At 63.1% G+C, this 24,470-nt stretch carries 21 protein-coding genes; 12 read left to right on the top strand and 9 right to left on the bottom strand.

The genetic code is table 11. The annotated features are described in order from the left end of the window. Positions 1–338 (bottom strand): SDR family NAD(P)-dependent oxidoreductase (locus tag FFS21_RS10430; RefSeq protein ID WP_137924762.1); only part of this gene is annotated, 338 nt, incomplete at its 3' end. A gap of 119 nt (positions 339–457) precedes the next feature. Here FFS21_RS10430 and FFS21_RS10425 point away from each other — a divergent pair. After that, positions 458–1,396 (top strand): LysR family transcriptional regulator, encoded by a 939-nt coding sequence (locus tag FFS21_RS10425; protein ID WP_137924761.1) that lies wholly within the window; start codon positions 458–460, stop codon positions 1,394–1,396. A 258-nt stretch (positions 1,397–1,654) separates the two neighbouring features. Here FFS21_RS10425 and FFS21_RS10420 read toward each other — a convergent pair whose 3' ends face one another. Together FFS21_RS10420 and FFS21_RS10415 are read right to left on the bottom strand one after the other, a co-directional pair. Next, positions 1,655–3,214: a methyl-accepting chemotaxis protein gene (locus tag FFS21_RS10420; RefSeq protein ID WP_137924760.1), complete on the bottom strand. Its 1,560-nt coding sequence runs from the start codon at positions 3,212–3,214 to the stop codon at positions 1,655–1,657. 196 nt (positions 3,215–3,410) lie between these two features. Next, positions 3,411–4,334: a LysR family transcriptional regulator gene (locus FFS21_RS10415; protein WP_137924759.1), complete on the bottom strand. Its 924-nt coding sequence runs from the start codon at positions 4,332–4,334 to the stop codon at positions 3,411–3,413. A gap of 140 nt (positions 4,335–4,474) precedes the next feature. Between FFS21_RS10415 and FFS21_RS10410 the strand changes: the two genes are divergently transcribed. The 5 genes from FFS21_RS10410 to FFS21_RS10395 all read left to right on the top strand — a co-directional run bounded on the left by FFS21_RS10410 (position 4,475) and on the right by FFS21_RS10395 (position 9,624). After that, positions 4,475–5,563 carry a tartrate dehydrogenase gene (locus FFS21_RS10410; RefSeq protein WP_137924758.1) on the top strand — a complete coding sequence of 363 codons (1,089 nt, stop codon included), beginning with the start codon at positions 4,475–4,477 and terminating at the stop codon, positions 5,561–5,563. A gap of 161 nt (positions 5,564–5,724) precedes the next feature. Then, on the top strand, positions 5,725–5,877 hold the full coding sequence (locus FFS21_RS31990; protein WP_171020366.1) for a hypothetical protein: 153 nt from the start codon (positions 5,725–5,727) through the stop codon (positions 5,875–5,877). 10 nt (positions 5,878–5,887) lie between these two features. Then, complete coding sequence (locus FFS21_RS10405) at positions 5,888–7,159, top strand: glycerate kinase type-2 family protein (RefSeq protein WP_502705161.1); 1,272 nt, start codon at positions 5,888–5,890, stop codon at positions 7,157–7,159. A 12-nt stretch (positions 7,160–7,171) separates the two neighbouring features. Continuing rightward, positions 7,172–8,587 carry a pyruvate kinase gene (gene pyk, locus FFS21_RS10400; RefSeq protein ID WP_137924757.1) on the top strand — a complete coding sequence of 472 codons (1,416 nt, stop codon included), beginning with the start codon at positions 7,172–7,174 and terminating at the stop codon, positions 8,585–8,587. Positions 8,588–8,631: 44 nt separating this feature from the next. Next, positions 8,632–9,624 carry a tripartite tricarboxylate transporter substrate binding protein gene (locus FFS21_RS10395; RefSeq protein WP_137924756.1) on the top strand — a complete coding sequence of 331 codons (993 nt, stop codon included), beginning with the start codon at positions 8,632–8,634 and terminating at the stop codon, positions 9,622–9,624. A gap of 232 nt (positions 9,625–9,856) precedes the next feature. Here FFS21_RS10395 and FFS21_RS10390 read toward each other — a convergent pair whose 3' ends face one another. Next, entirely contained in the window at positions 9,857–11,131 is a 1,275-nt protein-coding gene (locus FFS21_RS10390; RefSeq protein ID WP_502705160.1) for an MFS transporter, read from the bottom strand. A 179-nt stretch (positions 11,132–11,310) separates the two neighbouring features. Here FFS21_RS10390 and FFS21_RS10385 point away from each other — a divergent pair, with 179 nt between their 5' ends. After that, a complete protein-coding gene (locus FFS21_RS10385) occupies positions 11,311–11,793 on the top strand; it encodes a (2Fe-2S)-binding protein (protein ID WP_137924755.1) in 483 nt (160 codons plus the stop codon). Beyond that, on the top strand, positions 11,790–14,096 hold the full coding sequence (locus FFS21_RS10380; RefSeq protein WP_137924754.1) for a xanthine dehydrogenase family protein molybdopterin-binding subunit: 2,307 nt from the start codon (positions 11,790–11,792) through the stop codon (positions 14,094–14,096). The genes FFS21_RS10385 and FFS21_RS10380 overlap by 4 nt, the downstream gene beginning before the upstream one ends. On the opposite strand, the gene FFS21_RS10375 is transcribed toward FFS21_RS10380, so the two are convergent. Together FFS21_RS10375 and FFS21_RS10370 are read right to left on the bottom strand one after the other, a co-directional pair. Continuing rightward, positions 14,068–15,003, bottom strand: coding sequence for a LysR family transcriptional regulator (locus tag FFS21_RS10375; RefSeq protein WP_137924753.1), 936 nt, complete (start codon positions 15,001–15,003; stop codon positions 14,068–14,070). The genes FFS21_RS10380 and FFS21_RS10375 overlap by 29 nt on opposite strands. A gap of 231 nt (positions 15,004–15,234) precedes the next feature. Beyond that, the gene (locus tag FFS21_RS10370) at positions 15,235–16,098 is read right to left on the bottom strand and encodes an alpha/beta fold hydrolase (RefSeq protein WP_137924752.1); all 864 of its coding nucleotides are present in this window, start codon (positions 16,096–16,098) and stop codon (positions 15,235–15,237) included. Positions 16,099–16,352: 254 nt separating this feature from the next. On the opposite strand from FFS21_RS10370, the gene FFS21_RS10365 reads away from it, so the two are divergent. Beyond that, on the top strand, positions 16,353–16,928 hold the full coding sequence (locus tag FFS21_RS10365; protein ID WP_137924751.1) for a redoxin domain-containing protein: 576 nt from the start codon (positions 16,353–16,355) through the stop codon (positions 16,926–16,928). Between the two features lie 34 nt (positions 16,929–16,962). Here FFS21_RS10365 and FFS21_RS10360 read toward each other — a convergent pair whose 3' ends face one another. After that, positions 16,963–17,451, bottom strand: a complete 489-nt coding sequence (locus FFS21_RS10360; RefSeq protein WP_137924750.1) for a VOC family protein — start codon at positions 17,449–17,451, stop codon at positions 16,963–16,965. Positions 17,452–17,692: 241 nt separating this feature from the next. On the opposite strand from FFS21_RS10360, the gene FFS21_RS32265 reads away from it, so the two are divergent. The 3 genes from FFS21_RS32265 to poxB all read left to right on the top strand — a co-directional run bounded on the left by FFS21_RS32265 (position 17,693) and on the right by poxB (position 22,038). Further along, a complete protein-coding gene (locus FFS21_RS32265; RefSeq protein ID WP_160472402.1) occupies positions 17,693–17,854 on the top strand; it encodes a hypothetical protein in 162 nt (53 codons plus the stop codon). Positions 17,855–17,917: 63 nt separating this feature from the next. Next, complete coding sequence (locus FFS21_RS10355; protein WP_137924749.1) at positions 17,918–20,152, top strand: phosphocholine-specific phospholipase C; 2,235 nt, start codon at positions 17,918–17,920, stop codon at positions 20,150–20,152. Positions 20,153–20,304: 152 nt separating this feature from the next. After that, on the top strand, positions 20,305–22,038 hold the full coding sequence (gene poxB, locus FFS21_RS10350; protein WP_137924748.1) for a ubiquinone-dependent pyruvate dehydrogenase: 1,734 nt from the start codon (positions 20,305–20,307) through the stop codon (positions 22,036–22,038). A gap of 30 nt (positions 22,039–22,068) precedes the next feature. Here poxB and FFS21_RS10345 read toward each other — a convergent pair whose 3' ends face one another. Both FFS21_RS10345 and FFS21_RS10340 read right to left on the bottom strand, forming a co-directional pair. Then, positions 22,069–23,064 carry a tripartite tricarboxylate transporter substrate binding protein gene (locus tag FFS21_RS10345; RefSeq protein WP_137924747.1) on the bottom strand — a complete coding sequence of 332 codons (996 nt, stop codon included), beginning with the start codon at positions 23,062–23,064 and terminating at the stop codon, positions 22,069–22,071. Positions 23,065–23,129: 65 nt separating this feature from the next. Beyond that, the gene (locus FFS21_RS10340) at positions 23,130–24,344 is read right to left on the bottom strand and encodes a CaiB/BaiF CoA transferase family protein (protein WP_137924746.1); all 1,215 of its coding nucleotides are present in this window, start codon (positions 24,342–24,344) and stop codon (positions 23,130–23,132) included. Positions 24,345–24,470: the final 126 nt, after the last annotated feature.

Here is a 24,470-nt window from a genome sequence, read left to right as displayed (position 1 = left end):
TTGACGTTGCGGTCGAAGGTGTCGTGGTAGTGCGCTTCGGTGATGTCGCCCAGCGGCACCATCGTGCCGCCGCCGGCGTTGGCGAACAGTACGTCGAGGCGTCCTTTCTCTGCACGGATTTGCTTGTACAGCGCATCCAGTTCCTCAGGCTTCGACGAGTCCACGCGGACACCGGTGGCGTTGCCGATCGCGGCAACGGCAGCATCGAGTTCCGCCTGGCGGCGGCCCGTGACATAGACGTAAGCCCCCTCGGCCGCAAAGCGCTTGGCCGTGGCCAGGCCGATACCGCTCGTGCCGCCGGTGACGAGTGCAATCTTGTTTGCGAGCTTGCCGGTCATGGTGTTTCTCCTTGTTTGGTTTCGGAGGTTTCTGAAAGGGTGATGCGATGGGAGAAGAATATCGACGCGCGCATCATTTCGAAATAGAATCGATCGCAAATCATCGTTGCACAAATGAAATGACGAAGCTTCCGGATTTCGAAGGGCTGGCAATGTTCGGCAAGGTGGCAGAGGAGGGGTCGTTCGCCGCGGCGGCGCGTACGATGGGGGTCTCCGTCGCGACGGTATCGCGCGGGGTGGCAAGGCTGGAGGAGCGGTTAGGCGGGCGCCTGCTCAATCGCACGTCCCGGCACCTGGCCCTGACCGAGTTCGGTGCCACGATTGCGGAGCAGGCGGGAAATCTCTATCGGCAGGCAGAAGCTGCCGAGAACGTCGCACGCGAACTGTCGGTCAAGCCGCGTGGGCTGATACGGCTGGCGGTGCCGATGTCGTTCGGGGTCCGATGGGTGGCACCGTTGCTACCGGGATTCTTCGAGGCCTATCCCGAAGTGTCGATCGATCTGCATCTGTCAGATGCCACGGTGGACATCGTGGCGCAAGGGTTCGATGCGGCGCTGCGTATCGCTGCCTTACCGGATTCCTCGCTCGTCGCCCGGCAGTTGTGCCCGGTTTCCCAGATCGTCGTGGCGGCCCCGGCCTACCTGGAACGCGCTGGCCGCCCGACCCATCCGCGCGACCTTGAAGCAAGACCTTGTTTTTCCTATGCGTACCGGGCGCGCAGCGATATATGGCGCTTCGTCAACGACGCAGCCGAAGAACATCCGGTGACGCCCGTTGGCCCGCTGCGCGTGACCAACTCCGAGGCCCTGCTGCCCATGTTGCTCGCAGGCGAGGGCATTGCCGAATTGCCCGAGTTCATGGCCGGTGAGTATCTGGCCGATGGAAGGCTTGAAACGCTCCTGCATGGCTGGCACCTGACGCGGGGCGGCTTGTATTTCGTCACCCCCTCGGCCCGCGCCAGACCCGCAAGAATCACGGCACTGATGGACTACTTTGCCAAACACCTGTCGTCGCCCGCGTGGGTTGGGCAGCGCGACACAACATTGCTTTCCAGATAGGGGTTTCCGCTGCGATCTGGCCTGATGTCCGCAAGCGGGGTGCGTGACTGGCTAGCGTCGACGCCGCTGGGTCCAGTCCGTTCGGGCTTCGCAGCTGCACATTTCATTTAACATAATGCTTATTCTTGCCAAAACAAATGTTGGCCACAAATAGTAATGTCACAAATAATCCGACATCACGCGAATGACCATCCCCGGTGGGTAGACCCACACGGCGGATGGTCGCTGTGTTGTTCTCGAACCAGGCGGACGGGCTGCTTAAGCGAATTGGACTGCGGTCTTGAAATACATCACCTCGTCCTTCATACCCACTGCCTGCTCGCGCAGAGCCTGCGCTGCTGCGGAAGACTCCTCGACCAGCGCTGCATTTTGCTGGGTCGCCTGGTCGATCTGGGTAATGGCAAGACTCACCTGTTCAAGGTTCTTGCTTTGCTCGTCGGAAGCCGCGGAGATTTCGCCGATGATGTCCGAGACGCGCTCGATTGCCGTATTGATCCGTTCCATTGCGGCACTGACGCCTTCGGCCTGCTGGGCACCCACTTGCACCTTCACGGTTGATGCCTCGATCAGTTCCTTGATTTCCTTGGCTGCGCCAGACGCCCTTTGTGCCAGCGATCGTACCTCGCCCGCGACAACCGCGAAGCCTCGTCCTTGCTCGCCAGCACGTGCTGCCTCGACTGCGGCATTGAGTGCCAGGATATTCGTCTGAAATGCGATGCCTTCGATCATGCCGGTGATCTCTGCGATCTTCCTCGACTCGGCACTCACCTCCCCGACCGTCTGCACCATCGCGGCCACATCGGAACGCCCGGACTCCGTCATCTCTCTGGCGCTTCCGGCGAGGGACGTCGCCTGGCGCGCATGGTCGGCATTCTGATTCACCGTTTCCGTCAGCTCGACCATGCTCGCCGCAGTCTGCTCGATCGAAGCAGCCTGCTGTTCGGTGCGAGAAGAGAGATCCAGATTGCCGGATGCGATCTGGCCCGCAGCGCTGGCGACCGCCACGCTGGCCGTTCGGATATTTCCGACCGTGCCCCCGAGCTTGTCATTCATGTCCTTCAGCGCTTGCAACAGCTCGCCGGTCTCGTCACTGGATTTCACAACGATCTCGCTGGACAAGTCACCATCGGCCACGCGACGCGACACGCTGACAGCTTGTGCCAGCGGACGGCTGATGCTGCGCGTCAGGAAGTACGCACAGATGATCCCAAGTACCAGGATGAGTCCTTCGAGCACCAGCAGCAGTGCGCGACTCTTGGCGGCAACGCCATCAATCTCCTGGGCGGTATCGTCAATGGTGCGTCGCTGCACTTCAACCAGCTCGCGCATCGTGCCCTGATAGGCGTTCGCCGCTGGGGTGAACACCTTGTCCAGAATACGCGTGGCTTCATCGACATTACCAGCCGCCTTGGCCTTGTTGATCTCGTCGCGAGAACTCAGGTAGGCCTTCCGGGATTCGCCGATCTTGCTGAACAGCGCCCTTTCTTGTTCCGTGGAAATCAGTGCTTCCACTTTTTTCTGAAGTTCGCCCGAGCTCTTGGACGACGCCGCGGCCTCTTCGGCGAAATATGGGCCCAGCGCAGGATCAGTACTCTTCGCAATGGCGCTAGTGCGTCGGATGCCCGATGCCAGATTGGCATACCAGTCGCCAATCAGTCTCTCCTTGAGGAGCGGCACCTTCATCATCTCGCGCGTCGCGGCTGCAACGTTGTCAAGCCGCCAGATGGCGATAGCGGTAATAGCAATGGAAAATGCCAGAATCAGGGAGAAGCCAAGCCCCAGCCGCTTGCCAATCTTCATATTGCCGATAAACGCCATCCGTATCTCCGTTGTCCCTACGCCCTCGGCAATAGGTTCTGCTTGATTTTTGTCTGCCCTGCCGCGTAGTCGACGCGCAAGATTAGGCACTGTCGCTTGCAGAACGGCTGTTCAATTGCCATCCTCAACCCAACTTTGGTGGGGTATAGATAGCGACCAAGACGGATCCTCGGTCCCTGCTGGCCCAGAGCTGGGCCTACTGGCCAAAGGCCGCGAATTTTTCGCCGAGATACTCGACGAACAGCCGGATTCGGGACGACAGTTGATGCCTTTGCTGGTACACCGCGTAGATGTTTGCCTCCGGGGTGGCATATTGCGGCAGCACCTGCACCAGTCTTCCGCTGCGGAGATAGCGGTCGACGTCCCATTCGGCGCGTAGCACGATGCCGTGTCCCTCCAACGCCCAGTTCACGGCAATTTCGCCGTCATTCGTGGTGAGGTTGCCTCGGACATGGATCGCTTCGGTACGTGCCTTGGCACCTTTGACTGGCGTGAGCCGCCAAACGCCGTAGGCATCGCTCCCCTGCCGGATGCCAATGCAGTTGTGGCGCTGCAGGTCTGCTGGCGTTTGCGGCGTGCCGTGCTCGCGCAAGTAACGTGGCGAGGCAACCAGTAGCCGCCGGTTTGGTGCGAGTTTGCGCGCCACGATGCGCGCGTCGGGCGGCTCGCCGAATCGCACGCAGACATCGAATGCATCTTCGGTCAGTGGTGGCGGGTCCGCAGACAGTTGCAGTTGGACATCGACTTCGGGGTACATCCGGCTGTAGTCGGAGATCACCGGCGCCACATGCATGCGGCCAAAGCCGAGCGTGGCATTGACGCGGAGCAAGCCGCTCGGCTTGCCCTTGGCACTGGTCAGCAGTTGCTGCAGATCGTCCAGTTCGCCCAGGATGCGGCGGGCATGTTCGAGCAAGACCTCCCCTTCCGGTGTCAGACTCATGCGCCGCGTGGTACGCGTCACCAACGGCATGCCGATACGCATTTCCATCTGGCCCAGCCGCTTGCTGACGGCCGCAGTCGTGATGCCCAGATCCCGAGCTGCGGCGCTCAGGCTGCCAGCCGTGGCTAACGCCGCGAAGAAGCCCAACTCGGCCGGTTGGATCGCACTGTTGGTAACCATATTCACCTTCAACCTACAGGTTAAGAATGGTTTAACTTTAGCCATGATCCAAAACTTCGTCCACCGTCCAGAATCCGTCCCATGCTCTCGACAGCGCGAGGGCACCGAAACGGATTTCCAGACCAGACAGGAGACGAAAGATGAAGACGTACAAGATCGCAACGATCCCGGGCGATGGCATTGGCAAGGAAGTGGTCCCGGCTGGCCGGGAAATCATGGAAGCGCTGGCTGCCGGTGGCGCCGATTTCCGCTTCGAGTTCGAAAACTTCGACTGGGGCGGCGACTACTACCGCCAGCATGGGGTGATGATGCCGGCCGATGGCCTCGACGCCCTGCGCAACAAGGACGCGATCCTGTTCGGCTCCGCTGGCGACAACCAGATCCCGGACCACATCACACTCTGGGGACTGCGCCTCAAGATTTGCCAGGGCTTTGACCAGTACGCCAATGTGCGCCCCACGCGCATCCTTCCCGGCATCGATGGGCCGCTCAAGCGTTGCGCACCGGAGGACCTGAACTGGATCATCGTCCGCGAGAACTCCGAAGGCGAATACTCCGGCGTGGGCGGCCGCGTGCATCAAGGTCATCCGATCGAAGCCGCGACCGATGTGTCAATGATGACGCGCGTCGGTGTGGAGCGCATCCTCCGGTACGCGTTCAAGCTGGCCCAGTCGCGGCCGCGCAAGCTGCTGACCGTGATTACCAAGTCGAACGCACAGCGTCACGCGATGGTGATGTGGGATGAAGTGGCCGTGCAGGTAGCGAAGGACTTCCCTGATGTCACATGGGACAAGGAACTGGTGGACGCCGCCACCGCACGGATGGTCAACCGCCCCGCCACACTCGACACCATCGTCGCCACCAATCTCCACGCCGACATCCTGAGCGACCTGGCCGCTGCGCTGGCTGGCAGCCTGGGCATTGCCCCCACCGGCAACATCGATCCGGAGCGCCGCTATCCGTCTATGTTCGAGCCGATCCACGGCTCCGCCTTCGACATCATGGGCAAGGGCCTGGCCAATCCGGTCGGCACGTTCTGGTCCGTGGTCATGCTGCTGGAACATCTGGGCGAGAACGCCGCCGCGCAACGCGTGATGGCCGCGATCGAAGCCGTGACCGCCAATCCGGCGCTGCATACCGGGGACCTCGGCGGCAAGGCAAAGACCGTGGATGTGACCAAGGCGGTCTGCGACTACCTGGCGGCGCACCACCAGGCCAAGGCTGCATAAGGCTGCGTTCGCCCCTTCACCTGTAGACCCTTCGCACCCGGCCATGGCCGGGCTGCCAGCAGGCGCGCGCCCACCGTGCGTCTGCTTCCTTGCGGACTCCGACAACGGCCAGCAGAGCCCTCGACCGCAGGCGACTCACCTCGAATCAGCAGGAGACAGCCATGATTCAAAGGCTATTGGGCAAGCTGTACGTGCAGGTATTGCTTGGCGTCGCACGCATGAAGAGCAGGAAGGAACTGGGCCGCGTGGGCGTGCGCGCCCTGCTCTGTCGTTTGTCTCGCGTCGCCGATGCGCACGCTGGCCTGATGCACTGAGGCGATGACGATGACATTCGACACCCCACAGGCCAGCGCGTTGCTGCGCAGCATGTTCGATGCGGCCATCGCCGCCGCGCAGCCGTCGCTCACGCTGGCGCGCCATTTGCCAGACCGCCCCAAGGGACGCACCATCGTGATCGGTGCCGGCAAGGCATCGGCAGCCATGGCGCACGCCTTCGAGAAAGCCTGGCAAGGTCCGCTGCAGGGTCTGGTGGTAACCCGCTACGGCTATGCGGTGCCATGCGAGCAGATCGAGATCGTGGAAGCGGCGCATCCCGTGCCCGACACAGCTGGCAACGAGGCGGCCCGCCGCATGCTGGAACTGGTATCCGGGTTGACGGAGGATGATCTGGTCGTAAGCCTGATATCCGGTGGAGGTTCCGCCCTGCTACCGCTGCCGCTTGCAGGTATCTCGCTCGATGACAAGCAGCAGATCAATCGCGATCTGCTCAAGTCAGGCGCCACGATCACCGAGATGAACTGCGTCAGACGCCATCTCTCGGCGATCAAGGGGGGACGATTGGCGGCAGCCTGCTACCCGGCCCGTGTCTGCAACCTGCTGCTTTCCGATGTGCCGGGCGATGACCCGATCGACATTGCATCCGGCCCAACGGTCCCCGATCCCACGACGCGCCAGGAGGCGATCGACATTCTCCGGCGCTATGGACTGGCGTTGCCAGAGCACGTCATGCGCGTGCTGGATTCCGATGCGGCCGAGACCGTCAAGCCCGGCGATACGCGGCTGCCGCGCATCGACACGACGTTGATCGCCACACCACGGATGGCACTGCAAGCGGCTGCGAGCGTTGCCCGCGACGCGGGCCTCGGGGTGCATCTGCTGGGCGATGCGATCGAAGGCGAGTCGCGCGACGTGGGGCTGGTGCTCGGCGCTCTCGCGCTGGAATCGGCCAACCACCAGCTGTTTCCGTCGCCGTGCGTGCTGTTGTCGGGCGGAGAAACGACCGTGACCGTACGAGGCACGGGACGTGGCGGTCGCAACGTCGAATTCCTGCTCGCGCTTGCCATGACGTTGCGCGGCGATGCTCGCGTCCATGCCCTCGCGGGTGACACCGATGGCGTCGATGGCCAGGAAGAGATTGCCGGCGCCATCGTGACGCCCGACACCTTGCAGCGTGCCTGCGCAATGGGTATCCGTCCGCAGGATGCGCTGGGCAACAACGATGGCCACGGCTTCTTTGAAGCCCTCGGGGATGCCGTCGTAACCGGCCCCACCCTCACCAACGTCAACGATTTCCGCGCGATTCTGATCGCGCCCTGATGGAGTATGACCATGAGACGCCTCCGCAACGCGAAGATCGTGGCGACGCTGGGTCCTGCCAGCACGTCACCCGAGATCATCGATGCCCTGTTCGACGCGGGCGCCGATGTGTTCCGCCTGAACTTCAGCCATGGCAGCCATGACGACCATCGGCAACGGCTCGATACGATCCGGGAAATCGAGCAAGCGCGCGGTCGCCCTATCGGCGTGCTGCTCGATCTGCAAGGCCCGAAGCTGCGGATCGGCACGTTTGCCGACGGCCCCATCCAGCTTCCGGCGGGCGCATCGTTCCGCCTCGACCTGGACCGCGATCAGCCGGGCACGGTTTCCCGCGTCAGCCTTCCGCATCCAGAGATATTCGCCGCACTGCGTGAAGGCACCGAACTGCTGCTTGACGACGGCAAGATCCGCCTGCGCGTGGACCATTGCGGTAGAGACTTTGCCGAAACCACGGTCGTCAATGGCGGGCCCCTGTCCGACCGCAAGGGCGTCAACGTGCCGGGCGTGGTGCTGCCGCTGTCGGCGATGACCGAGAAGGACCGTCGAGACCTCGACTTCGGACTCACGCTCGGCGTCGACTGGATTGCGCTGTCGTTCGTGCAGCGTCCCGAGGATATCCAGGAGATCAAGGCGATCGTGCAGGACCGCGCCGGAATCGTTGCAAAACTGGAAAAGCCTGCCGCGATCCAGAGTCTGGACGCCATCGTTGCCGAAGCCGACGCGGTGATGGTGGCGCGCGGCGATCTCGGCGTGGAGATGCCAGCCGAGCAGGTGCCATCGCTCCAGAAGCAGATCGTGCGCGCCTGCCGCAAGGCGGGCAAGCCAGTCATTGTGGCCACGCAGATGCTGGAGTCGATGATCGCGACGCCTGTACCCACGCGCGCCGAAGCCTCCGATGTGGCCACGGCCGTCTACGACGGCGCCGATGCGGTCATGCTCTCGGCGGAATCGGCCTCGGGCCGGTATCCCGTGGAAGCTGTGACGATGATGAACAGCATCATCACGCGCACCGAATCCGATCCGCATTATCACGACGCGATTCAGTCTTCGCATACCCCACCGCGCGCCGAGGCAGCCGATGCCATCGGCTATGCGGTGCGACATGTGGCCGGGCTGCTCAAGGTCCCGGCCACCGTCGCCTACACCAGTTCCGGCTATTCCGCGCTACGCATGGCACGTGAGCGGCCCGAAGTGCCAATCCTGGGCATGACGCCGCGTATCGCCACGGCTCGCCGCCTGGCACTCGCCTGGGGTGTCCATGCCGTGCTGTGCCATGAAGTCGTGGATGTGCTGGAAATGACTGACCTTGCGAGCCGAACCGTCGTCAAGGAACGCTTCGGCGAACCCGGCCAGTCGATCGTGATCTCCGCCGGCTTGCCGTTCACCGTGGCGGGCACCACCAATCTTCTGCGCATCGCGCAGATCTAGCACATCAACACGCATTGCCATCACTACAATCAAAGGAGACAACCATGCGTACCTTCACGACTCAACGCGTCCGTGGCCTCTGCGGGCTTTTCGTGATCGGCTTTGGAATCTGCGCAGCGTCGCAGGCATCTGCACAGGACTGGCCGGCCAAGCCGATTAGTCTGGTCGTTCCGTTCCCGTCTGGCGGCACGACCGATGTCCTGGCACGCGCGCTGGGCGATCAGTTGTCCAAAGCGCTCGGCCAGCCCGTCATTGTCGAAAACCGTCCAGGCGCGGGCGCCACGGTCGGCGCTGACTACGTTGCGAAAGCCAAGCCCGATGGCTACACGCTGTTGATGGGCGCTGTGCACCACACCATCGCCACGTCGGTCTACAAGAAGCTCCCCTACAGCTTCCAGAAGGACCTGACCCCGGTCTCCACACTGGCGATGGTCCCCAACGTGCTGGTCATCAACAGCGCGAAGACGCCTGCAAAGAATGTGGCCGAGCTTGTCGCACTGGCGAAGAAGGCATCTCCAGAGTTGTCGTATGGCTCCAATGGCAACGGCACTGCGCAACACCTGATCGGCACCCAGTTCCAGGCGACAACCGGCGTCAAGTTGCTGCATGTGCCGTACAAGGGGAGTGGTCCGCTGACCACGGACCTGCTGGGCGGTCAGGTCTCCATGTCCTTCGACACCCTGACGACGGTGCTGCCGCATATCAAGGGCGGCAAGCTGAAAGCGCTGGCAGTCACCACGGCAAAGCGTTCCAGCGCCTTGCCTGACGTACCGACGATGGATGAGGCGGGTCTCAAAGGCTTCGACATTGGTACGTGGTTCGGCGTGCTCGCTCCCGCAGCAACACCCAAGCCCGTCGTCACCAAACTTAACACCGAAATCGTGAAGATTGTCAGCTCACCCGACTTCCAGCAACGTATGCTCGCTGCAGGTGCCGAGCCAATGTCTAGTACGCCTGAAGCTTTTGCCAAGCGCATCAATGATGAGACCAGCAAGTTCGCTGCCCTCGTAAAGGAGGGCAATGTCACCATCGAATAGTTTCGAGATGCTGCCTCAGGGGAAGTGAACAGTGATGCGCGACTGGAGACAGACCGCCGAGTGGGTCTCCTGCGCCCCAGCCGCGCAGAGCATTAGATATGACGTGGCATCTGTCTGATAGGGGATATCAACGGCCCCGCACGCCCGTGCCGACATCTGAAAATGGCCAGCCCTACGACAGATGAGCAAAGCCTGGACACGTGATGTTGGCGCATTATCCGGATGAACAACTTCACCGCGCTTTCTCCGGTTGCATATGAGCGAGTGGCTCATTGACAACTTGAGCATCGTCAATCTGCGCGGCACGGGCCGTCATCCATGCCAGTACTGCACCGATGAGCAGCAGCGTTGCGCTGGCTTCAAGCGTGTTGCGGTAGCCGTATGTATCGAAGAGGATGCCACCCACGGTAGAGCCCAGTGCGATCGAAAGTTGGACGACTGCCACCATCAGGCCACCGCCTGCCTCGGCATGGTCCGGAAACGTGCGCGTGATCCAGCTCCACCAACCGACGGGCGCGGCAGTTGCCACCAGCCCCCACAATGCCAGAAGCACGACCACACTGATGGTGTGATGGCCCAGGCCGATCAGTGCGAGTGCGATGGCGGCCATCAACATCGGAATTGCCACGAGCGTGGCGTGGAACGCCCGCTTCAGCACGGCGCCGATCAGCATGGTGCCGACAAATCCCGCCACGCCGATGGCCAGCAGGATCAGGGACAAGCCGGATGCATCGACATGCGTGACCGTTTCGAGAAACGGCCGGACGTAAGTGAACAGCGTGAATTGCCCGGAGAAGAATACGCCGGCTGCGAGCATGCCCAGCCGCACTACCGGGCGCTTCAGGTGCACGAAAACATTGCTGCTGCCTTTGGGTCGGATCGGCACCGGCATGGCGGGAAGGCTGAACCATTGCCAGGCGAGTGCCAGGAGGGCAATCGGGACGAGGCAATAGAATGCGCCGCGCCAGCCGATGAGTGCGCCGAGATAGCTGCCAACCGGTGCCGCCACGACTGTGGCCAATGCGTTGCCGCTATTGAAGATTGCCAATGCGCGTGGCACCTGGTGCGTCGGTACCAGGCGGATTGCCGTGGCCGCCGACATCGACCAGAAGCCGCCGACCACAACCCCGATCAATGCGCGCCCAGCCATGTAAATGCTGTAGTTCGGGGCCGCCGCAATAACGGCACCCGATGCCGCCATGACCGCCGTAAGCCCAAGCAGCAGCAACTTTCGGTTCATGCTGCCCGCCATGGCTGAGATGAACAGACTCGTGACGACGGCAAAGGTGCCGGAGATGGCAATGCCCTGCCCTGTCATTCCTTCAGTGACATGCAGGTCTGCGGACATCGGTGTCAGCAGGCTTACGGGCATGAACTCCGAGGCAATCAGCGCGAAGACACAGAGCGTCATCGCGAAGACGCCGCTCCAGTAGGCCGGCGGCTGCGAACCTTGCGCAGGCGAGTCCGGATATGTTGGGGAGGTGCTGGGTAGTGCGGTGTTTTCCATCGGCCGAATGATCCGGGCTACGGGCGCCGGCGACTAGCCGGTCGATACTTGTTGCCTTGATGAGCCGGACTCATGAAACGATTGATGAACTGCTTTCATGATGGCAATGAGCCATTGTGCGTAATCGAAACGCCGCCTATTCGATACCATACCGCGATCCCCCCGCCTCTCTTCCGTCCATGACAACGATAAACATCAACGGCCAGGTTCATGAGGTCGACCTCTCCCCCGACACCCCACTCCTGTGGACGCTGCGCGATGCCCTGGGCTTTACCGGCACCAAGTTCGGCTGCGGCATGGCGCTTTGCGGCGCCTGCACCGTACATGTCGATGGGCAACCGGTCCGCTCCTGTGTCACACCGATCTCCGGTATTGGCACCAAGCGCGTACGCACGATCGAATCGATGGATGCCGATCGCGTAGGCCGGGCCGTCCAGGATGCCTGGGTCGAGCTAGGCGTGGCCCAGTGCGGCTACTGTCAGGCCGGGCAGATCATGACGGCTACCGCGCTGTTGAAAGCGAATCCGAAGCCCACTGACGAGCAGATCGTGGCGGGGATGAGCGGCAATCTGTGCCGCTGTGGCACGTACACGCGCATCAATGCTGCAGTGAAGCTGGCATCGTCACGCCTTGCGGCCAACAAGACGGGAGCCAAGGCATGACCCGCACCGACCTCGAAACGCTCGAACAACCGGCGCGCCGTCGCATCCTGCAGGCAGGCGCGGTGTTCGCGCTGTCTCTGCAGTTCGGCGGATTGGTCACCAAGGCCGCCGCTGCCGAACCCGAGAAGAAATTCGGTGGCGCGGCGATGCCGGGCGGTGTCGTTGACGATCCGCTGGTGTTCGTCTCGATTGCGCGGGATGGCACCGTGACCATCGTGGCGCATCGAGCCGAGATGGGCACCGGTGTGCGAACCAGCCTGCCGATGGTTGTCGCCGACGAGATGGAGGCTGACTGGAGCCGCGTCAGAATCGTTCAGGCCGATGCCAACGAGGCGCGCTATGGCAGCCAGAACGTGGATGGATCGCGCAGCATGCGGCATTTCCTGGCACCGATGCGTCGCGTCGGTGCGTCGGCAAGGCAAATGCTCGAAGCCGCTGCTGCCGCGCAATGGAAGGTGCCGGTCACGGAGGTGCAGGCGCGTAACCACGAAGTGATTCATGCGGCCACGGGACGCCGGATCGGATATGGCGATCTGGCAGCCGCCGCGATGCAGCAGCCAGTGCCGAAGCGCGATCAACTTCGGCTCAAGCAGCCGGACGCATTCCGCTACATCGGCAAGGGCAGGATCATGCCGGCCGACAGTCGTGATATTGCGCAAGGCAAGGCGACCTACGGTATCGACGTGCGGCTGCCGGGCATGGTCTACGCGGTCATCGCCCGCCCGCCTGTCCATGGTGGCAAGCTGCGCAAGGTCGACAGCACCGATACGCTGAAGGTTCCGGGAGTCCTGCGGGTCGTCGAGCTGAAAGGCTACGACGGTCCGCCGTTGTTCAATCCCGTGGGTGGGGTGGCCGTGGTGGCTACCAATACATGGGCGGCGATGCAGGGCCGCGCGGCGCTCAAGCTCGAGTGGGACGATGGCGCCAATGGCCGCTACGATTCCGTCGTGTTCCGCCGCACGCTCGAAGCGGCCGTGCGACAGCCAGGCAAGGCGCTACGCAGCGATGGCGATGCCGTGGCGGCGTTGTCGGCGGCCGGCAGCCAGCGCAAGGTCTCGGCCCAGTACTACACTCCGCATCTTGCGCATGCCTCGATGGAAACGCCCGTGGCAACGGCGCGTTTCGTTGACGGCAAGTGCGAGATCTGGGCGCCTTCGCAAGCGCCCCAGGGTGCATTGGAAAGCGTGGCGAAGCACGTCGGCCTCGACGTCAAGGACGTCACGCTGCATGTCACGTTGCTGGGCGGCGGCTTCGGCCGCAAGTCGATGGCCGACTTCATTTCCGAAGCGGCGTTGGTGTCGAAGGCGATGGACGGCAAGCCCGTCAAGCTGCAGTGGACGCGCGACGACGATATCCACCACGACTATTTCCACACGGTATCAGTCGAGCACATGGAGTCCGTGCTGGATGCCAGCGGCAAGCCGACGGCATGGCTGCACCGGTCCGCCGCGCCGACCATTACCTCCACGTTCAAGGTAGGCGCCGAAGGCAAAGCTGCATTCGAAGCGGGCATGACGGCCATCAACGTCCCGTTCCAGATCCCGTCGATCCGGCTGGAGTCGGCTGACGTGCCGGCGCACACGCGCATTGGCTGGTTCCGCTCGGTGTCCAATATTCCGCACGCGTTTGCCGTGCAGAGCTTCGTTGCCGAGCTGGCGCATCAGGCGCGGCGCGATCCGAAGGATTACCTGCTGGAGCTGATCGGCCCGCCGCGCAAGATCGATCCCTCGACACTCTCGGACACGTGGAACTACAACGAATCGCCGGACGTGTATCCCCTGGATACCGGACGCATGCGGCGCGTCATCGAGGAAGCGGCGCGCAGGGCGAATTGGGGTCGCAAGCTGCCCAAGGGGCACGGCCTTGGCATTGCCATGGCGTACAGCTTCGTGACTTATGTGGCCACCGTTGTGGAAGTGGCGGTGGATGGCAAGGGCCAGATCACCATTCCGCGCGTGGACATGGCGATCGATTGCGGACCGCAGGTCAACCCCGAGCGCATCCGTTCCCAGGTGGAAGGCGGATGCGTGATGGGGATCAGCCTGGCGATGCTGGGCGAGATCACGTTCAAGGACGGCCGCGTCCAGCAAAGCAACTTCCACGACTTCGAGATCCTGCGCTCGCACATGGCACCTCGGGCCATCCATACGTGGATGGTCGGTGGCGATTTCGACGTACCGCCCGGTGGTGTGGGCGAGCCGCCCGTGCCGCCCATCGCGCCTGCACTCTGCAACGCGATCTTTGCAGCAACGGGGACACGGATCCGGTCCCTGCCTATCCGTGACCAGCTTTCGCAGGCTTAGCAGCGGTGACGCCATCCGGGTGGTACCGGATGGCGTCGATCACGATCTTGAGCGCGCGCGACGACTGCCTGCGGCTCGGATAGAACGCGTGATAGCCCGGGAAGGTCGGGCACCAGTCCTCCATCACCTTGATGAGTTTGCCTTTCTCCACGTAGGACTGGACGACCGGCGTCGGCAGGAACACCAGCCCAAAGCCATCCAGGGCGGCATTGATCATCTGGTTGACGCTATTGCAAATGACCTGCCCTTCCACACGGGCCTGCAACTTCCTGGATCCCTTCGCCAGTTCCCACGCATAGAGGCCGCCGCTAGTGGGAAGGCGCAGGTTGATGCATCGGTGCGACAACAGGTCGCGCGGCACCATCGGTTTTTCGCGGCCCTTGAAATATGCGGGTGACCCCGCCATGGCCATTTTCACATCGGGACTGATGCGCACTGCAATCATGTCCTTCTCGATCTGGTCGCCAAACCGCACGCCGATGTCGTAGCGATCACCCACGATGTTGGTGAGTCCGTAATCGACCGTCAATTCGACGTTGAGGTCCGGATAGTGCGGAAGTACCTTGGCGAGGCGTGGCCAGATGATGGCATCGATCGGATGGTCGACGGACGTAATGCGAATGGTGCCCGCCGGGCGTTCGCCAAGTTCGGCCACGGCGGACAGGTCGGCTTCGATTTCCTCGAATTTGGGACCAATGGACCGGACCAGCAGTTCGCCCGCGTCGGTCGTCGACACACTGCGCGTGGTCCGCGTCAGCAGCCGCACACCTAGTTTCGCTTCCAGATTGCGGATGGTGTGGCTCAGCGCGGATTGCGTGACGTCGAGGCGCGCTGCTGCGCGCGTGAAGCTCCGCTCGCGGGCGACGGTGACCAATGCAAGCAGATCGTTGAGATTGTGGCGGGGCATCGCAGCTCGCTGTGAAAAAATGCAGCCTGGCGTCGAGAGTGACGCAATGAAACCATTTCATGAATGGTCCGGCTATTGTTCAGCTTGGCACGTGCGACGCGCAAATGTTTTGTGGATAAGCCCTGTGCAACCCTCGGATATTCCAAGTCTCCCCGCTCAGCGTCCTAGCCGACGAAGCACCCATTGCCCGAGAGTTGTAGGTAGCACAGATGTCCCCGCTCTCTCCTGCTCTCACCCGCTGAAATACTGCGACATCACGCGGATGAACATGCCCGGCGTTTCCGAGAACGGAAAGTGCCCGGCATCCTCGAATTCCACCAGCAGCGCACCGGGAATGCCGCGTGCAATGGCGCGGCTGGCGCGCGGCGGGCAGACCCAGTCGTGCTTGCCGACGAGCACCAGCGTTCGGGTATCGATCTGTTCGAGCCGGGGGCGCAGGTCGTAGGACGGTGCCACGGCGGTCATGAAGTGCCGCATCATGTCGACCGAAGCAATGCTGAGTGCGGTGAGCACGGGCGGCACGTCCATATGGGCGGGCGCCGCGTAGTACGGGCCCACATGGCGGAAGAACGCGTCTACGCTTTCGGCGGAGATGTCGCCGCCGAATAGACGGGCCGCCACGGCCAGTGTTTCCGGGTTGGCGCGCGAGGCAAGCGACGGAGCCGGCTCGCCGGTGTCGTCCATGATCGGCTGCACCGTGGGCGAACTGCTGCACAGCACCATTCCCTGCACCAACGCCGGATGGCGCAGCGCCATGTGCATGGCGACGAAGCCACCCGCCGAGTGGCCGAACACGTGCACGTGATGCAGCCCGAGGTACGCGCAGAGCGCGGCAACGTCATCGGCCATCTGCTCCAGCGTGCAGGTTTCCAGCGGCGGACGCCCCGAGCGACCTTGCCCGCGCAGATCGACGTAGAGCAGTTGCGCCTCGTCGCGCAGGCCGGACAGGCCGGGTTTCAGGTAACCGTGATCGAAGCCGAGTCCGCCGTGGATCACCACCAGCACCGGCTTTTCAATCAGCCTGCCCGCCCCCGGGCGAAAACCTTCGCCGTCGATGTCGAAGAAGATTTCTGTGCCGTTGATCGTGGCCTGCATGAACGTCTCGCGGTGTCTGTGGTTTAAGCCGCGAAGCTTCTCAGGGACGGCGATCGCGATTTGTCGGAATCGCCCGGTTTTTCCGAAGGTGCACCGGCTTTTGGTATTAGCTCGCTAACTTGGAACGCGATGTCTTGCGAAGTGGCGGTCTCGTCGCTGGACGAAAGGATATCTTTCCCGGACGAATTGGCATCCCGGAAGGTCGCCGCGAGCCAATACTAGGGACACCATCAGACGCAGCAGGAGATCCCATCATGAATGCCCGCCATCCCCAACCCGCCCCGGCCCTTGCCGTACAGCAGTGGTTCAACACCGACCGTCCCATCACGCTGGAGAGTTTGCGAGGCAAGGTTGTTGTGATCGAAGCCTTCCAGATGCTGTGTCCGGGTTGCGTATCGCATGGCTTGCCACAAGCGGTACGGGTGCACCAGACGTTCTCCGCATCAGAGGTGGCCGTGATCGGCCTGCATACCGTGTTCGAGCATCACGATGCGATGACGCCCACCGCGCTCAAGGCGTTCCTGCACGAATACCGCATTCCGTTTCCGGTAGGCGTGGACCGCCCCGACGGGCACGATGGCGTGCCGCAGACCATGCGGGCCTATGCGATGCGCGGCACGCCGACGCTGATCCTGATCGATGCCCGTGGCAATCTGCGCCAGCAGCATTTCGGATCGGTGGCGGACCTCACGCTCGGCGCGCAGATCGCGGAACTGGTGCTGGAAGCGCGGCAAGATGCGGCCCGGACGGACGAGGTTGCGCGTCAGGCGGAAGGTGCCCCAGTCGAGGAAGGCTGCGCGTCGGGTGCGTGTTCGGTTGACGCGCGATGAGTGTCGCGTGAAGCCAGCGTGAGGGTGGCGTGTTTTAGCCGCCCTCGCCCCGCACCGCCGCCTCGATCTTCGCCACGTCGATCTTCTTCATCGTCATCATCGCGTTGAAGGCCCGCTTGGCAGCCGCCTTGTCCGATCCCATCACGGCATCGGTCAGCACGCGCGGCGAAATCTGCCACGACAGGCCCCAGCGGTCCTTGCACCAGCCGCAGTCGCTTTCCTGCCCGCCGTTGTTGACGATCGCATGCCAGAGCCGATCGGTTTCTTCCTGATCATCTGTAGCGATCTGGAACGAGAACGACTCGTTGTGCTTGAAGTACGGCCCCCCGTTCAGGCCCATGCACGGAATGCCGGCCACCGTGAAATCCACCGTCAGCACATCGCCTTCCTTGCCGTTGGGGTAGTCGCCCGGCGCGCGATGGACGGCCGTTACCACGCTGTCGGGAAACGTCTCTGCATAAAAGTTGGCGGCGTCGAGTGCGTCGCCGTCATACCACAGACAAATGGTGTTCTTGCTCGTCATGCGGGTCTCCTGTTTGTCATCACTGCGTAAGAATTGGCGCCCGGCGCGGTGCTGCGCCGATGTGCCTCGCGTGTGTCAATCAATGTACTGCAATGTCGGCGAGCGAATGTGGACACCCGCGTGCGGAAATCGCCCGCAAGTGCGTCTCGCGTCATGAACCTGTCACTGGTGTCTCCTAGTCTTGCGGCCTGCCTCACCGGGCAGCCCCGATTCGAATAACGAGCCGATAAAAAAAGACACCATGGAAGAAACCAGATTCATACGCGGATTCGCAGCCGCGTGCCTCGCCGCGCTGTTGCTGAGCGCTTGCGGCGGGAGCGATGACGACAAGCCCACGCAACCTCCGGCCGGCACGCAACCCGGCGCCTCGGCCCCCGCCGTCGACAAGCGCTGCGCGCCCTGATCCGCTCGCATCGTCTCGCACGCCCGCTCCGCTCACTGACTCATTCGCTCAGTCATAAAAAACATGATCTCCCGCCGCAAGTTTCTGCAGGCGGCCACTGGCACGGCATTCTCCGCCGCCGCCCTGGCCGCCTTCCCGCCCAGCATCCGCCGCGCACTGGCCATTCCCGCCAATAACGCCACGGGCACCATTGCCGATGTCGAGCACGTCGTCATCCTGATGCAGGAAAATCGTTCCTTCGACCACTACTTCGGCACGCTCAAGGGCGTGCGCGGTTTTGGCGATCGCATCACGGTTCCGCTGCCGAACGGTCGCAACATCTGGCAACAAGGCCGCGCCAACGGCAGCATCCTGACGCCGTATCACCTCGATGGCACCAGTAACAACGCGCAGCGCGTGTCCGGCACGCCGCATACGTGGGTAGACAGCCAGAACGCCTGGGACCATGGCCGCATGTCGCGCTGGCCCGTGTCGAAGAACGATGTCTCGATGGGCTACTACAAGGAACAGGAAATCCCGTTCCAGTTCGCGCTCGCCAGGGCGTTCACGATGTGCGATGCGTATCACTGCGCGATGCACACCGGCACCGACGCCAATCGCTCGTTCCACATCACCGGCACCAACGGCGTGATGCCGCAGAACCGTGCCTTCGTGAACAACGAGTGGGATGCGATCAACGGCATCGCCGCCGATGCCAACGTTGGCTACACGTGGACCACCTACGCAGAACGTCTGGAGACTGCCGGCATCAGCTGGATCAGCTACCAGAACATGCCCGATGAGTGGGGCGACAACATGCTGGGCGCGTTCCAGAACTTCCGCCGCGCGAACCTGGCTTCGGGCTTCCCGGTCTCCAGCGGCGGCGCGCCGCAGTCGGCTTACACCAACACCGGACAAGCGCTGCCGTACAAGGCTTACGATGCGGCCACGGACAACGCGGCCAATCCGCTGTACAAGGGCATCGCCAACACGCTGCCGGGCACCACGCCTGACCAGTACCTCGACGCCTTCAAGCGCGATGTCACGAATGGCACGCTGCCCAGCGTTTCGTGGATCAATGCCCCGTCGATCTACTGCGAGCACCCGGGCCCGTCGTCGCCGGTACAGGGCGCATGGTTCCTGCAGGAAGTGCTGGACGCGCTGACCAGCAATCCCGAGGTCTGGAGCAAGACCGTCCTGCTGATCAACTTCGACGAGAACGATGGTTACTTCGACCACATCCCGTCGCCGTCCGCCCCGTCGCGCCATCCGGACAACACGCTGGCAGGCAAGAGCACGCTGTCGGATACGGACATGGCTGCCGAGTACTACACGCAGTCACCGCCAGCAGGCAGCACGAGCCAGCCCGCGCGCGATGGCCGCGTGTTCGGCCCCGGCCCGCGCGTGCCGATGTTCGTGATCTCGCCGTGGAGCCGTGGTGGCTGGGTCAATTCGCAGGTGTTCGATCACACCTCGGTGCTGCGCTTCCTGGAAGCCCGTTTCGGCGTGCAGGAACCCAACATCAGCCCGTACCGTCGCGCAGTCTGTGGCGACCTGACCTCGGCCTTCAACTTCAAGACGCCGAACAACGAATTGCTGCCGCAGTTGAACGGACACCAGACGCGCGCCGCAGCGGATGCCCTGCGTGCGTCGCAGGGTGCCCTGCCCGCTGTGCCCGTACCTACCACCGCGCAATTGCCGCAGCAGGAAGCCGGCTCGGTGCCGTCGCGCGCCCTGCCCTACGAGCTGCACACCAGCGCCCGCGCCAACGTCAACGGCACCGTGCAACTGCTGTTCGCGAACTCGGGCAAGCAGGCTGCCGTGTTCCACGTCTACGATCGCAACGATCTGGACAGCGTGCCGCGCCGCTACATGCTCGAAGCGGGCAAGACGCTGTCCGACACCTGGGCTGCATCGTCATCCGATGCCGGTCAGTACGATCTCTGGGTGCTCGGGCCGAATGGCTATCACCGCCACTTCAAGGGCGATACCAAGGTGCTGGCCACTGCGCGTGCCAATCCGGAAATCCGCGTCTGCTACGAAGTGACGAATGGCGATGTCTACATCGACCTGATGAACCTGGGCAGCGGCTCGACCACCTTCCACATCACGCCGCTGGCCTACCGGACCGACGGTCCGTGGGAAGCCACGGTGGCGGCGGGCGCCACGCAGACGCTGAACTGGTCCCTCAAGGACAGCGGCAGCTGGTACGACTTTGCCGTCACCAGCAGCAGCGATCTCACGTTCTACCGCCGCTTTGCAGGTCGCGTGGAGACCGGCAAGGATTCAGTGACCGATCCGGCAATGGGACAGTTGTAAGAATTGCTGCCAGGCCAGCGTTGCGGACGGGTTTCCGGCCCGCCGTGACGTAATCCGTGCAAATCGGAAGGCCATGGCGCGAACCTTCAAGCGGGGAACGTGACGAATGACTATGGTTTAAGCCACGCCACCCACAAACAAGGAGCAGCGCCATGGCCAAGACGATTGCAGCGGACCTCATTACCCAAACGCTATACAACGTGGGGGTCCGCCGGATCTACGGCGTGGTGGGCGACAGCCTCAACGGGCTGACTGAATCGCTGCGCGTGCGCGGTGACATCGAATGGATTCATACGCGCCATGAGGAAGCCGCCGCCTTCGCGGCCGGCGCCGAAGCCCACCTGACCGGCGAACTCGCGGTCTGCGCCGGTAGCTGCGGCCCGGGCAACCTTCACCTGATCAACGGGCTGTTCGACTGCCACCGCTCGCGCGTGCCGGTGCTGGCCATCGCTGCCCATATCCCGAGTGCCGAAATCGGCCGGGGCTACTTCCAGGAAACGCACCCGGACCAGTTGTTCCGCGAGTGCAGTCACTATTGCGAACTGGTCACCAGCGTCGAGCAACTGCCCGGCGTGCTGGAGACCGCCATCCGCGCTGCCGTGGGTCATCGTGGCGTGGCCGTGATCGTTATTCCGGGCGATGTGGCGCTACGCGAGGCGGCCACGGCGATGCTCTCTTCGCCGGCTTCGCTGACCTTCTCGCAACCCGTGGTCACGCCGGATCGCGCGTCGCTCGAATCGCTCGCCACGCTGCTCAACGATGGCAGCAAGACCACGCTGCTATGCGGACGCGGATGCGCTGGCAGCCACGAACAAGTGCTACGACTGGCCGAAACGCTGAAGGCGCCCGTGGTGCATGCGCTGGGCGGCAAGGAGCATGTGGAGTACGACAATCCGTACGACGTGGGCATGACGGGCCTGATCGGCTTCAGCTCCGGCTATCACGCGATGGAGCAATGCGACACGCTGGTGATGCTGGGCACCGATTTCCCGTATCGCCAGTTTTATCCGACCGATGCGAAGGTCATTCAGATCGATGTCCGCCCCGAGAACCTCGGTCGTCGAACCCGGCTCGATCTCGGGCTGGTCGGTGATGTCGGCGCCACGCTCGATGCGCTGCAGCCGCTGCTGACCGTGAAAGCGGATCGCGCGCATCTGGACCAGAGCGTGGAGCACTACCATCGCGCCCGCGACCAACTGGATGACCTGGCCACCGGTGACAGCGGCCGAAAGCCCATCCATCCGCAATACCTGGCAAAGCTGGTCAGCGACATGGCTGCCGACGATGCCGTCTTCACGTTCGACGTGGGCACGCCAACGATCTGGGCCGCACGCTACCTCAAGATGAATGGCCGCCGTCGCATGATCGGCTCGCTGGCGCATGGCTCGATGGCCAACGCGTTGCCGCAGGCCATCGGCGCACAGGCTGCGTTTCCGGGTCGCCAGATCATCAGCCTGTCTGGCGATGGCGGCTTCGCGATGATGATGGGGGACTTCCTGACGCTGGTGCAGGAGCGGCTGCCGGTGAAGGTCATCATCTTCAACAACAGCGTGCTGGGCTTTGTGGCGCTGGAAATGAAGGCGTCGGGCTTCCTGGAAGAAGGTACGCGGCTGGAGAACCCCGATTTCGCGGCCATGGCGCGTGCCATCGGCGTGCATGCGCAGCGCGTGGATGACCCACTGCTGCTGCCTGATGCCATCGAAGGATTCCTGCGCCACGACGGCCCCGCCCTGCTGGACGTGGTCACCAACACGCAGGAACTGGCCATGCCGCCCTCGATCAAGGCCGAGCAGGTGAAGGGATTCAGCCTGTGGGCGCTCAAGGCCGTGATGAACGGCCGGGGCGACGAACTGCTGGAACTGGCGAAGTCGAACCTGCTGCGCTAGGCCAGTTCCACCAAGGGGATCGATGCCCGATCAGTTGGCGCTGATCCCCTTCGCCTTGACGATGGCGCTCCAACGGTCATAGTCCTTGTTGAGCCGCGCCTGCATCTGCTTGCCGTCCTGGAACGACGCGATGGCACCTGCGGTGACCAGCTTCTGCTGCAGTTCCTTGTCGTTGCCGATGATGTCGCGTGTCTCCTTTGCGATACGGTCCACGATGGCCTGCGGCGTATCCAGCGGCGCAATCAGGCCGCCCCACGAATCGAAGTCGAAGCCCGGAAAGCCCTGCTCGGACACCGTCTTCACATTCGCCAGCAGCACCTTGGCGTTCGGCGAACTTAGCGCGATGGCCTTGAGCTTGCCCGCGCGGATATGCGGCAGCGCTGCCACCACGTCCGCAAACATCACCCCCACCTGACCACCCAGCAAGTCGGCCACGGCCGGCGCACTGCCGCGATACGGCACGTGCAGCATGTCGAAATGGCCCAGGTCCTTGAGTTGCTCCATCGCCAGATGGCCAAAGCTGCCGGTGCCCGAGCTGGTGTAGCTCAACGGCGTCTTGCTGGCCTTGGCAAAGCGGATGAGGTCGGGCAGCGTCTCCACGCCTGGCACCACCGCCGGGTTGATGACGATGGCCATCGGCAGCACGTAGACAGTTGCCACCGACGTGAAATCCTTCTTCACGTCATAGGCGTTGGTCTTGTACATCAGCGGCGCCAGCAGCGCGGGCATGCCGAACATCGACAGGTTGTAGCCATCGGCCGGACTCTTGATGAAGCTGGCCGTGCCAATCGACCCCGACGCACCCGGCTTGTTCTCGATGATGACTTGTTGCCCGAGCCGCTCCGACAGCTTCTGCGCGACGATGCGCGCGGCGGTGTCCGTGGGGCCACCGGCGGGGAACGCCACCACCATCTTGATGAACTTGTCGGGCCACTCGCTCTTGGCAAAGGCGGCGGGCATGACGGCCGCCAGCGCGGCAGCGGCGCCAGCCTTCAGTACGTGGCGGCGGGTGATGGTTTGGCTCATGGTCTTGTCTCCTGCTTCCGAAATCTAAATCGTTGAATGTTGTCTTGATGTTCGATGCCTGGTGTTCAGATCACGCCCTGCGCCTGCAGCGCGGCAATGGTGTCGTCATCGAGCTTCAGCAGATCGGTGAACACCTCGCGGTTGTGCTCGCCCAGGTGCGGGGGCGCACGGCGCACCGGCATGCGCTGGCCGTCGAGTGCATAGGGCGGCGCCAGCACGGCCTGCGAACCGGCTTCGCTGTCTTCGAAGCGATGCAGCAGGCCGGCCTGCGCGGTGCGCTCGGACTCCAGCGCTTCCATCAGGCCCAGCACCTCGCCACAAGGAATCTGCGCGGCGGTCAGCCGCTCCAGCAGTTCGGCACGCGTGAATTGTGCGAGCGCCTGCCGTACCTCGGCCAGCAGGATCTCCCGATTGGCCGAGCGCGCGGTGTTGGTCGCAAAACGCTCGTCCTCGGCCCATTCCGGACGCCCGATTACCTCGCGGCAGAAGCGCACGAACTGGCCGTTGTTGCCGACCGTAATGACCAGCGGACCATCGGCGGCTTCGAACACGCCGTAAGGCACGATCGACGGATGCGCATTGCCGAACTTGGGCGGATCGCCGGCCTTGAGCAGCGCTTCCATGCCGTAGTACGAGGTGATCATCAGCCCGCAGTCATACAGCGCCATCTGCACGTGACGGCCCTGCCCCGTGGACTGGCGCGCGAACAGCGCGGCAAGAATGGCCTGCGCCGAGTACATGCCGGTGAACATATCGACGGCAGCCACGCCGAATTTCAGCGGACCCTGCCCGGCTTCACCGTTCGTCGCCATCACGCCCGATTCGCCCTGCACGACGAGGTCGTAGCCCGGACGCTCGGCTTCCGGCGTGAAACGCGCATAGCCCGAGATCGAGCAATAGACCAGACGCGGATTGATGGCGCTGAGCTGTTCGTAGCCGAGGCCGAGTTTCTCGGCGCCGCCTACCTTGAAGTTCTGGATCACCACATCGCTGATCGCTGCCAGTTCGCGGGCCAGCTTCACGCCGGCTTCGCTCTGCAGGTCCAGCGTGATCGCCCGCTTATTGCGGTTGGCGCTGTTGAAGTACGAGGTATTGCGCGATCCGATGCGCACGCCCCAGTCGCGGGTATCGTCACCGCGCGAGGGGTGCTCCACCTTGATGACATCGGCGCCAAGATCGGCCAGCGCCATGGCGCACATCGGCCCGGCCAATACGCGCGAGAGGTCCAGTACCCGCACGCCTGCCAGCGGCAGCGCTGCGGCTGTGTTCGTTGAAATCATGCTGTGTCTCCCCGGTCCACGCGGACTCTGGGAGCGGTCCGGTTGTTTCTGGTGAAGCACGATTGTGGATATGTTCTCGATGCTTGACAATTGCAACGGAATTTCACCATATCTGCATACCAAAGG

Origin of the sequence: Cupriavidus sp. 2SB (assembly GCF_005503625.1) — a bacterium.
Taxonomy (GTDB): Bacteria; Pseudomonadota; Gammaproteobacteria; order Burkholderiales; family Burkholderiaceae; genus Cupriavidus.
This window is presented reverse-complemented; position numbering and strand designations above follow the sequence as displayed.

Bases quoted from the DNA above. Each gene is read 5' to 3' on its own strand.
- FFS21_RS10425 (WP_137924761.1), top strand. From the start codon at position 458: ATGACGAAGCTTCCGGATTTCGAAGGGCTGGCAATGTTCGGCAAGGTG.
- FFS21_RS10420 (WP_137924760.1), bottom strand. From the start codon at position 3,214: ATGGCGTTTATCGGCAATATGAAGATTGGCAAGCGGCTGGGGCTTGGC.
- FFS21_RS10415 (WP_137924759.1), bottom strand. From the start codon at position 4,334: ATGGTTACCAACAGTGCGATCCAACCGGCCGAGTTGGGCTTCTTCGCG.
- FFS21_RS10410 (WP_137924758.1), top strand. From the start codon at position 4,475: ATGAAGACGTACAAGATCGCAACGATCCCGGGCGATGGCATTGGCAAG.
- FFS21_RS31990 (WP_171020366.1), top strand. From the start codon at position 5,725: ATGATTCAAAGGCTATTGGGCAAGCTGTACGTGCAGGTATTGCTTGGC.
- FFS21_RS10405 (WP_502705161.1), top strand. From the start codon at position 5,888: ATGACATTCGACACCCCACAGGCCAGCGCGTTGCTGCGCAGCATGTTC.
- pyk (WP_137924757.1), top strand. From the start codon at position 7,172: ATGAGACGCCTCCGCAACGCGAAGATCGTGGCGACGCTGGGTCCTGCC.
- FFS21_RS10395 (WP_137924756.1), top strand. From the start codon at position 8,632: ATGCGTACCTTCACGACTCAACGCGTCCGTGGCCTCTGCGGGCTTTTC.
- FFS21_RS10390 (WP_502705160.1), bottom strand. From the start codon at position 11,131: ATGGAAAACACCGCACTACCCAGCACCTCCCCAACATATCCGGACTCG.
- FFS21_RS10385 (WP_137924755.1), top strand. From the start codon at position 11,311: ATGACAACGATAAACATCAACGGCCAGGTTCATGAGGTCGACCTCTCC.
- FFS21_RS10380 (WP_137924754.1), top strand. From the start codon at position 11,790: ATGACCCGCACCGACCTCGAAACGCTCGAACAACCGGCGCGCCGTCGC.
- FFS21_RS10375 (WP_137924753.1), bottom strand. From the start codon at position 15,003: ATGCCCCGCCACAATCTCAACGATCTGCTTGCATTGGTCACCGTCGCC.
- FFS21_RS10370 (WP_137924752.1), bottom strand. From the start codon at position 16,098: ATGCAGGCCACGATCAACGGCACAGAAATCTTCTTCGACATCGACGGC.
- FFS21_RS10365 (WP_137924751.1), top strand. From the start codon at position 16,353: ATGAATGCCCGCCATCCCCAACCCGCCCCGGCCCTTGCCGTACAGCAG.
- FFS21_RS10360 (WP_137924750.1), bottom strand. From the start codon at position 17,451: ATGACGAGCAAGAACACCATTTGTCTGTGGTATGACGGCGACGCACTC.
- FFS21_RS32265 (WP_160472402.1), top strand. From the start codon at position 17,693: ATGGAAGAAACCAGATTCATACGCGGATTCGCAGCCGCGTGCCTCGCC.
- FFS21_RS10355 (WP_137924749.1), top strand. From the start codon at position 17,918: ATGATCTCCCGCCGCAAGTTTCTGCAGGCGGCCACTGGCACGGCATTC.
- poxB (WP_137924748.1), top strand. From the start codon at position 20,305: ATGGCCAAGACGATTGCAGCGGACCTCATTACCCAAACGCTATACAAC.
- FFS21_RS10345 (WP_137924747.1), bottom strand. From the start codon at position 23,064: ATGAGCCAAACCATCACCCGCCGCCACGTACTGAAGGCTGGCGCCGCT.
- FFS21_RS10340 (WP_137924746.1), bottom strand. From the start codon at position 24,344: ATGATTTCAACGAACACAGCCGCAGCGCTGCCGCTGGCAGGCGTGCGG.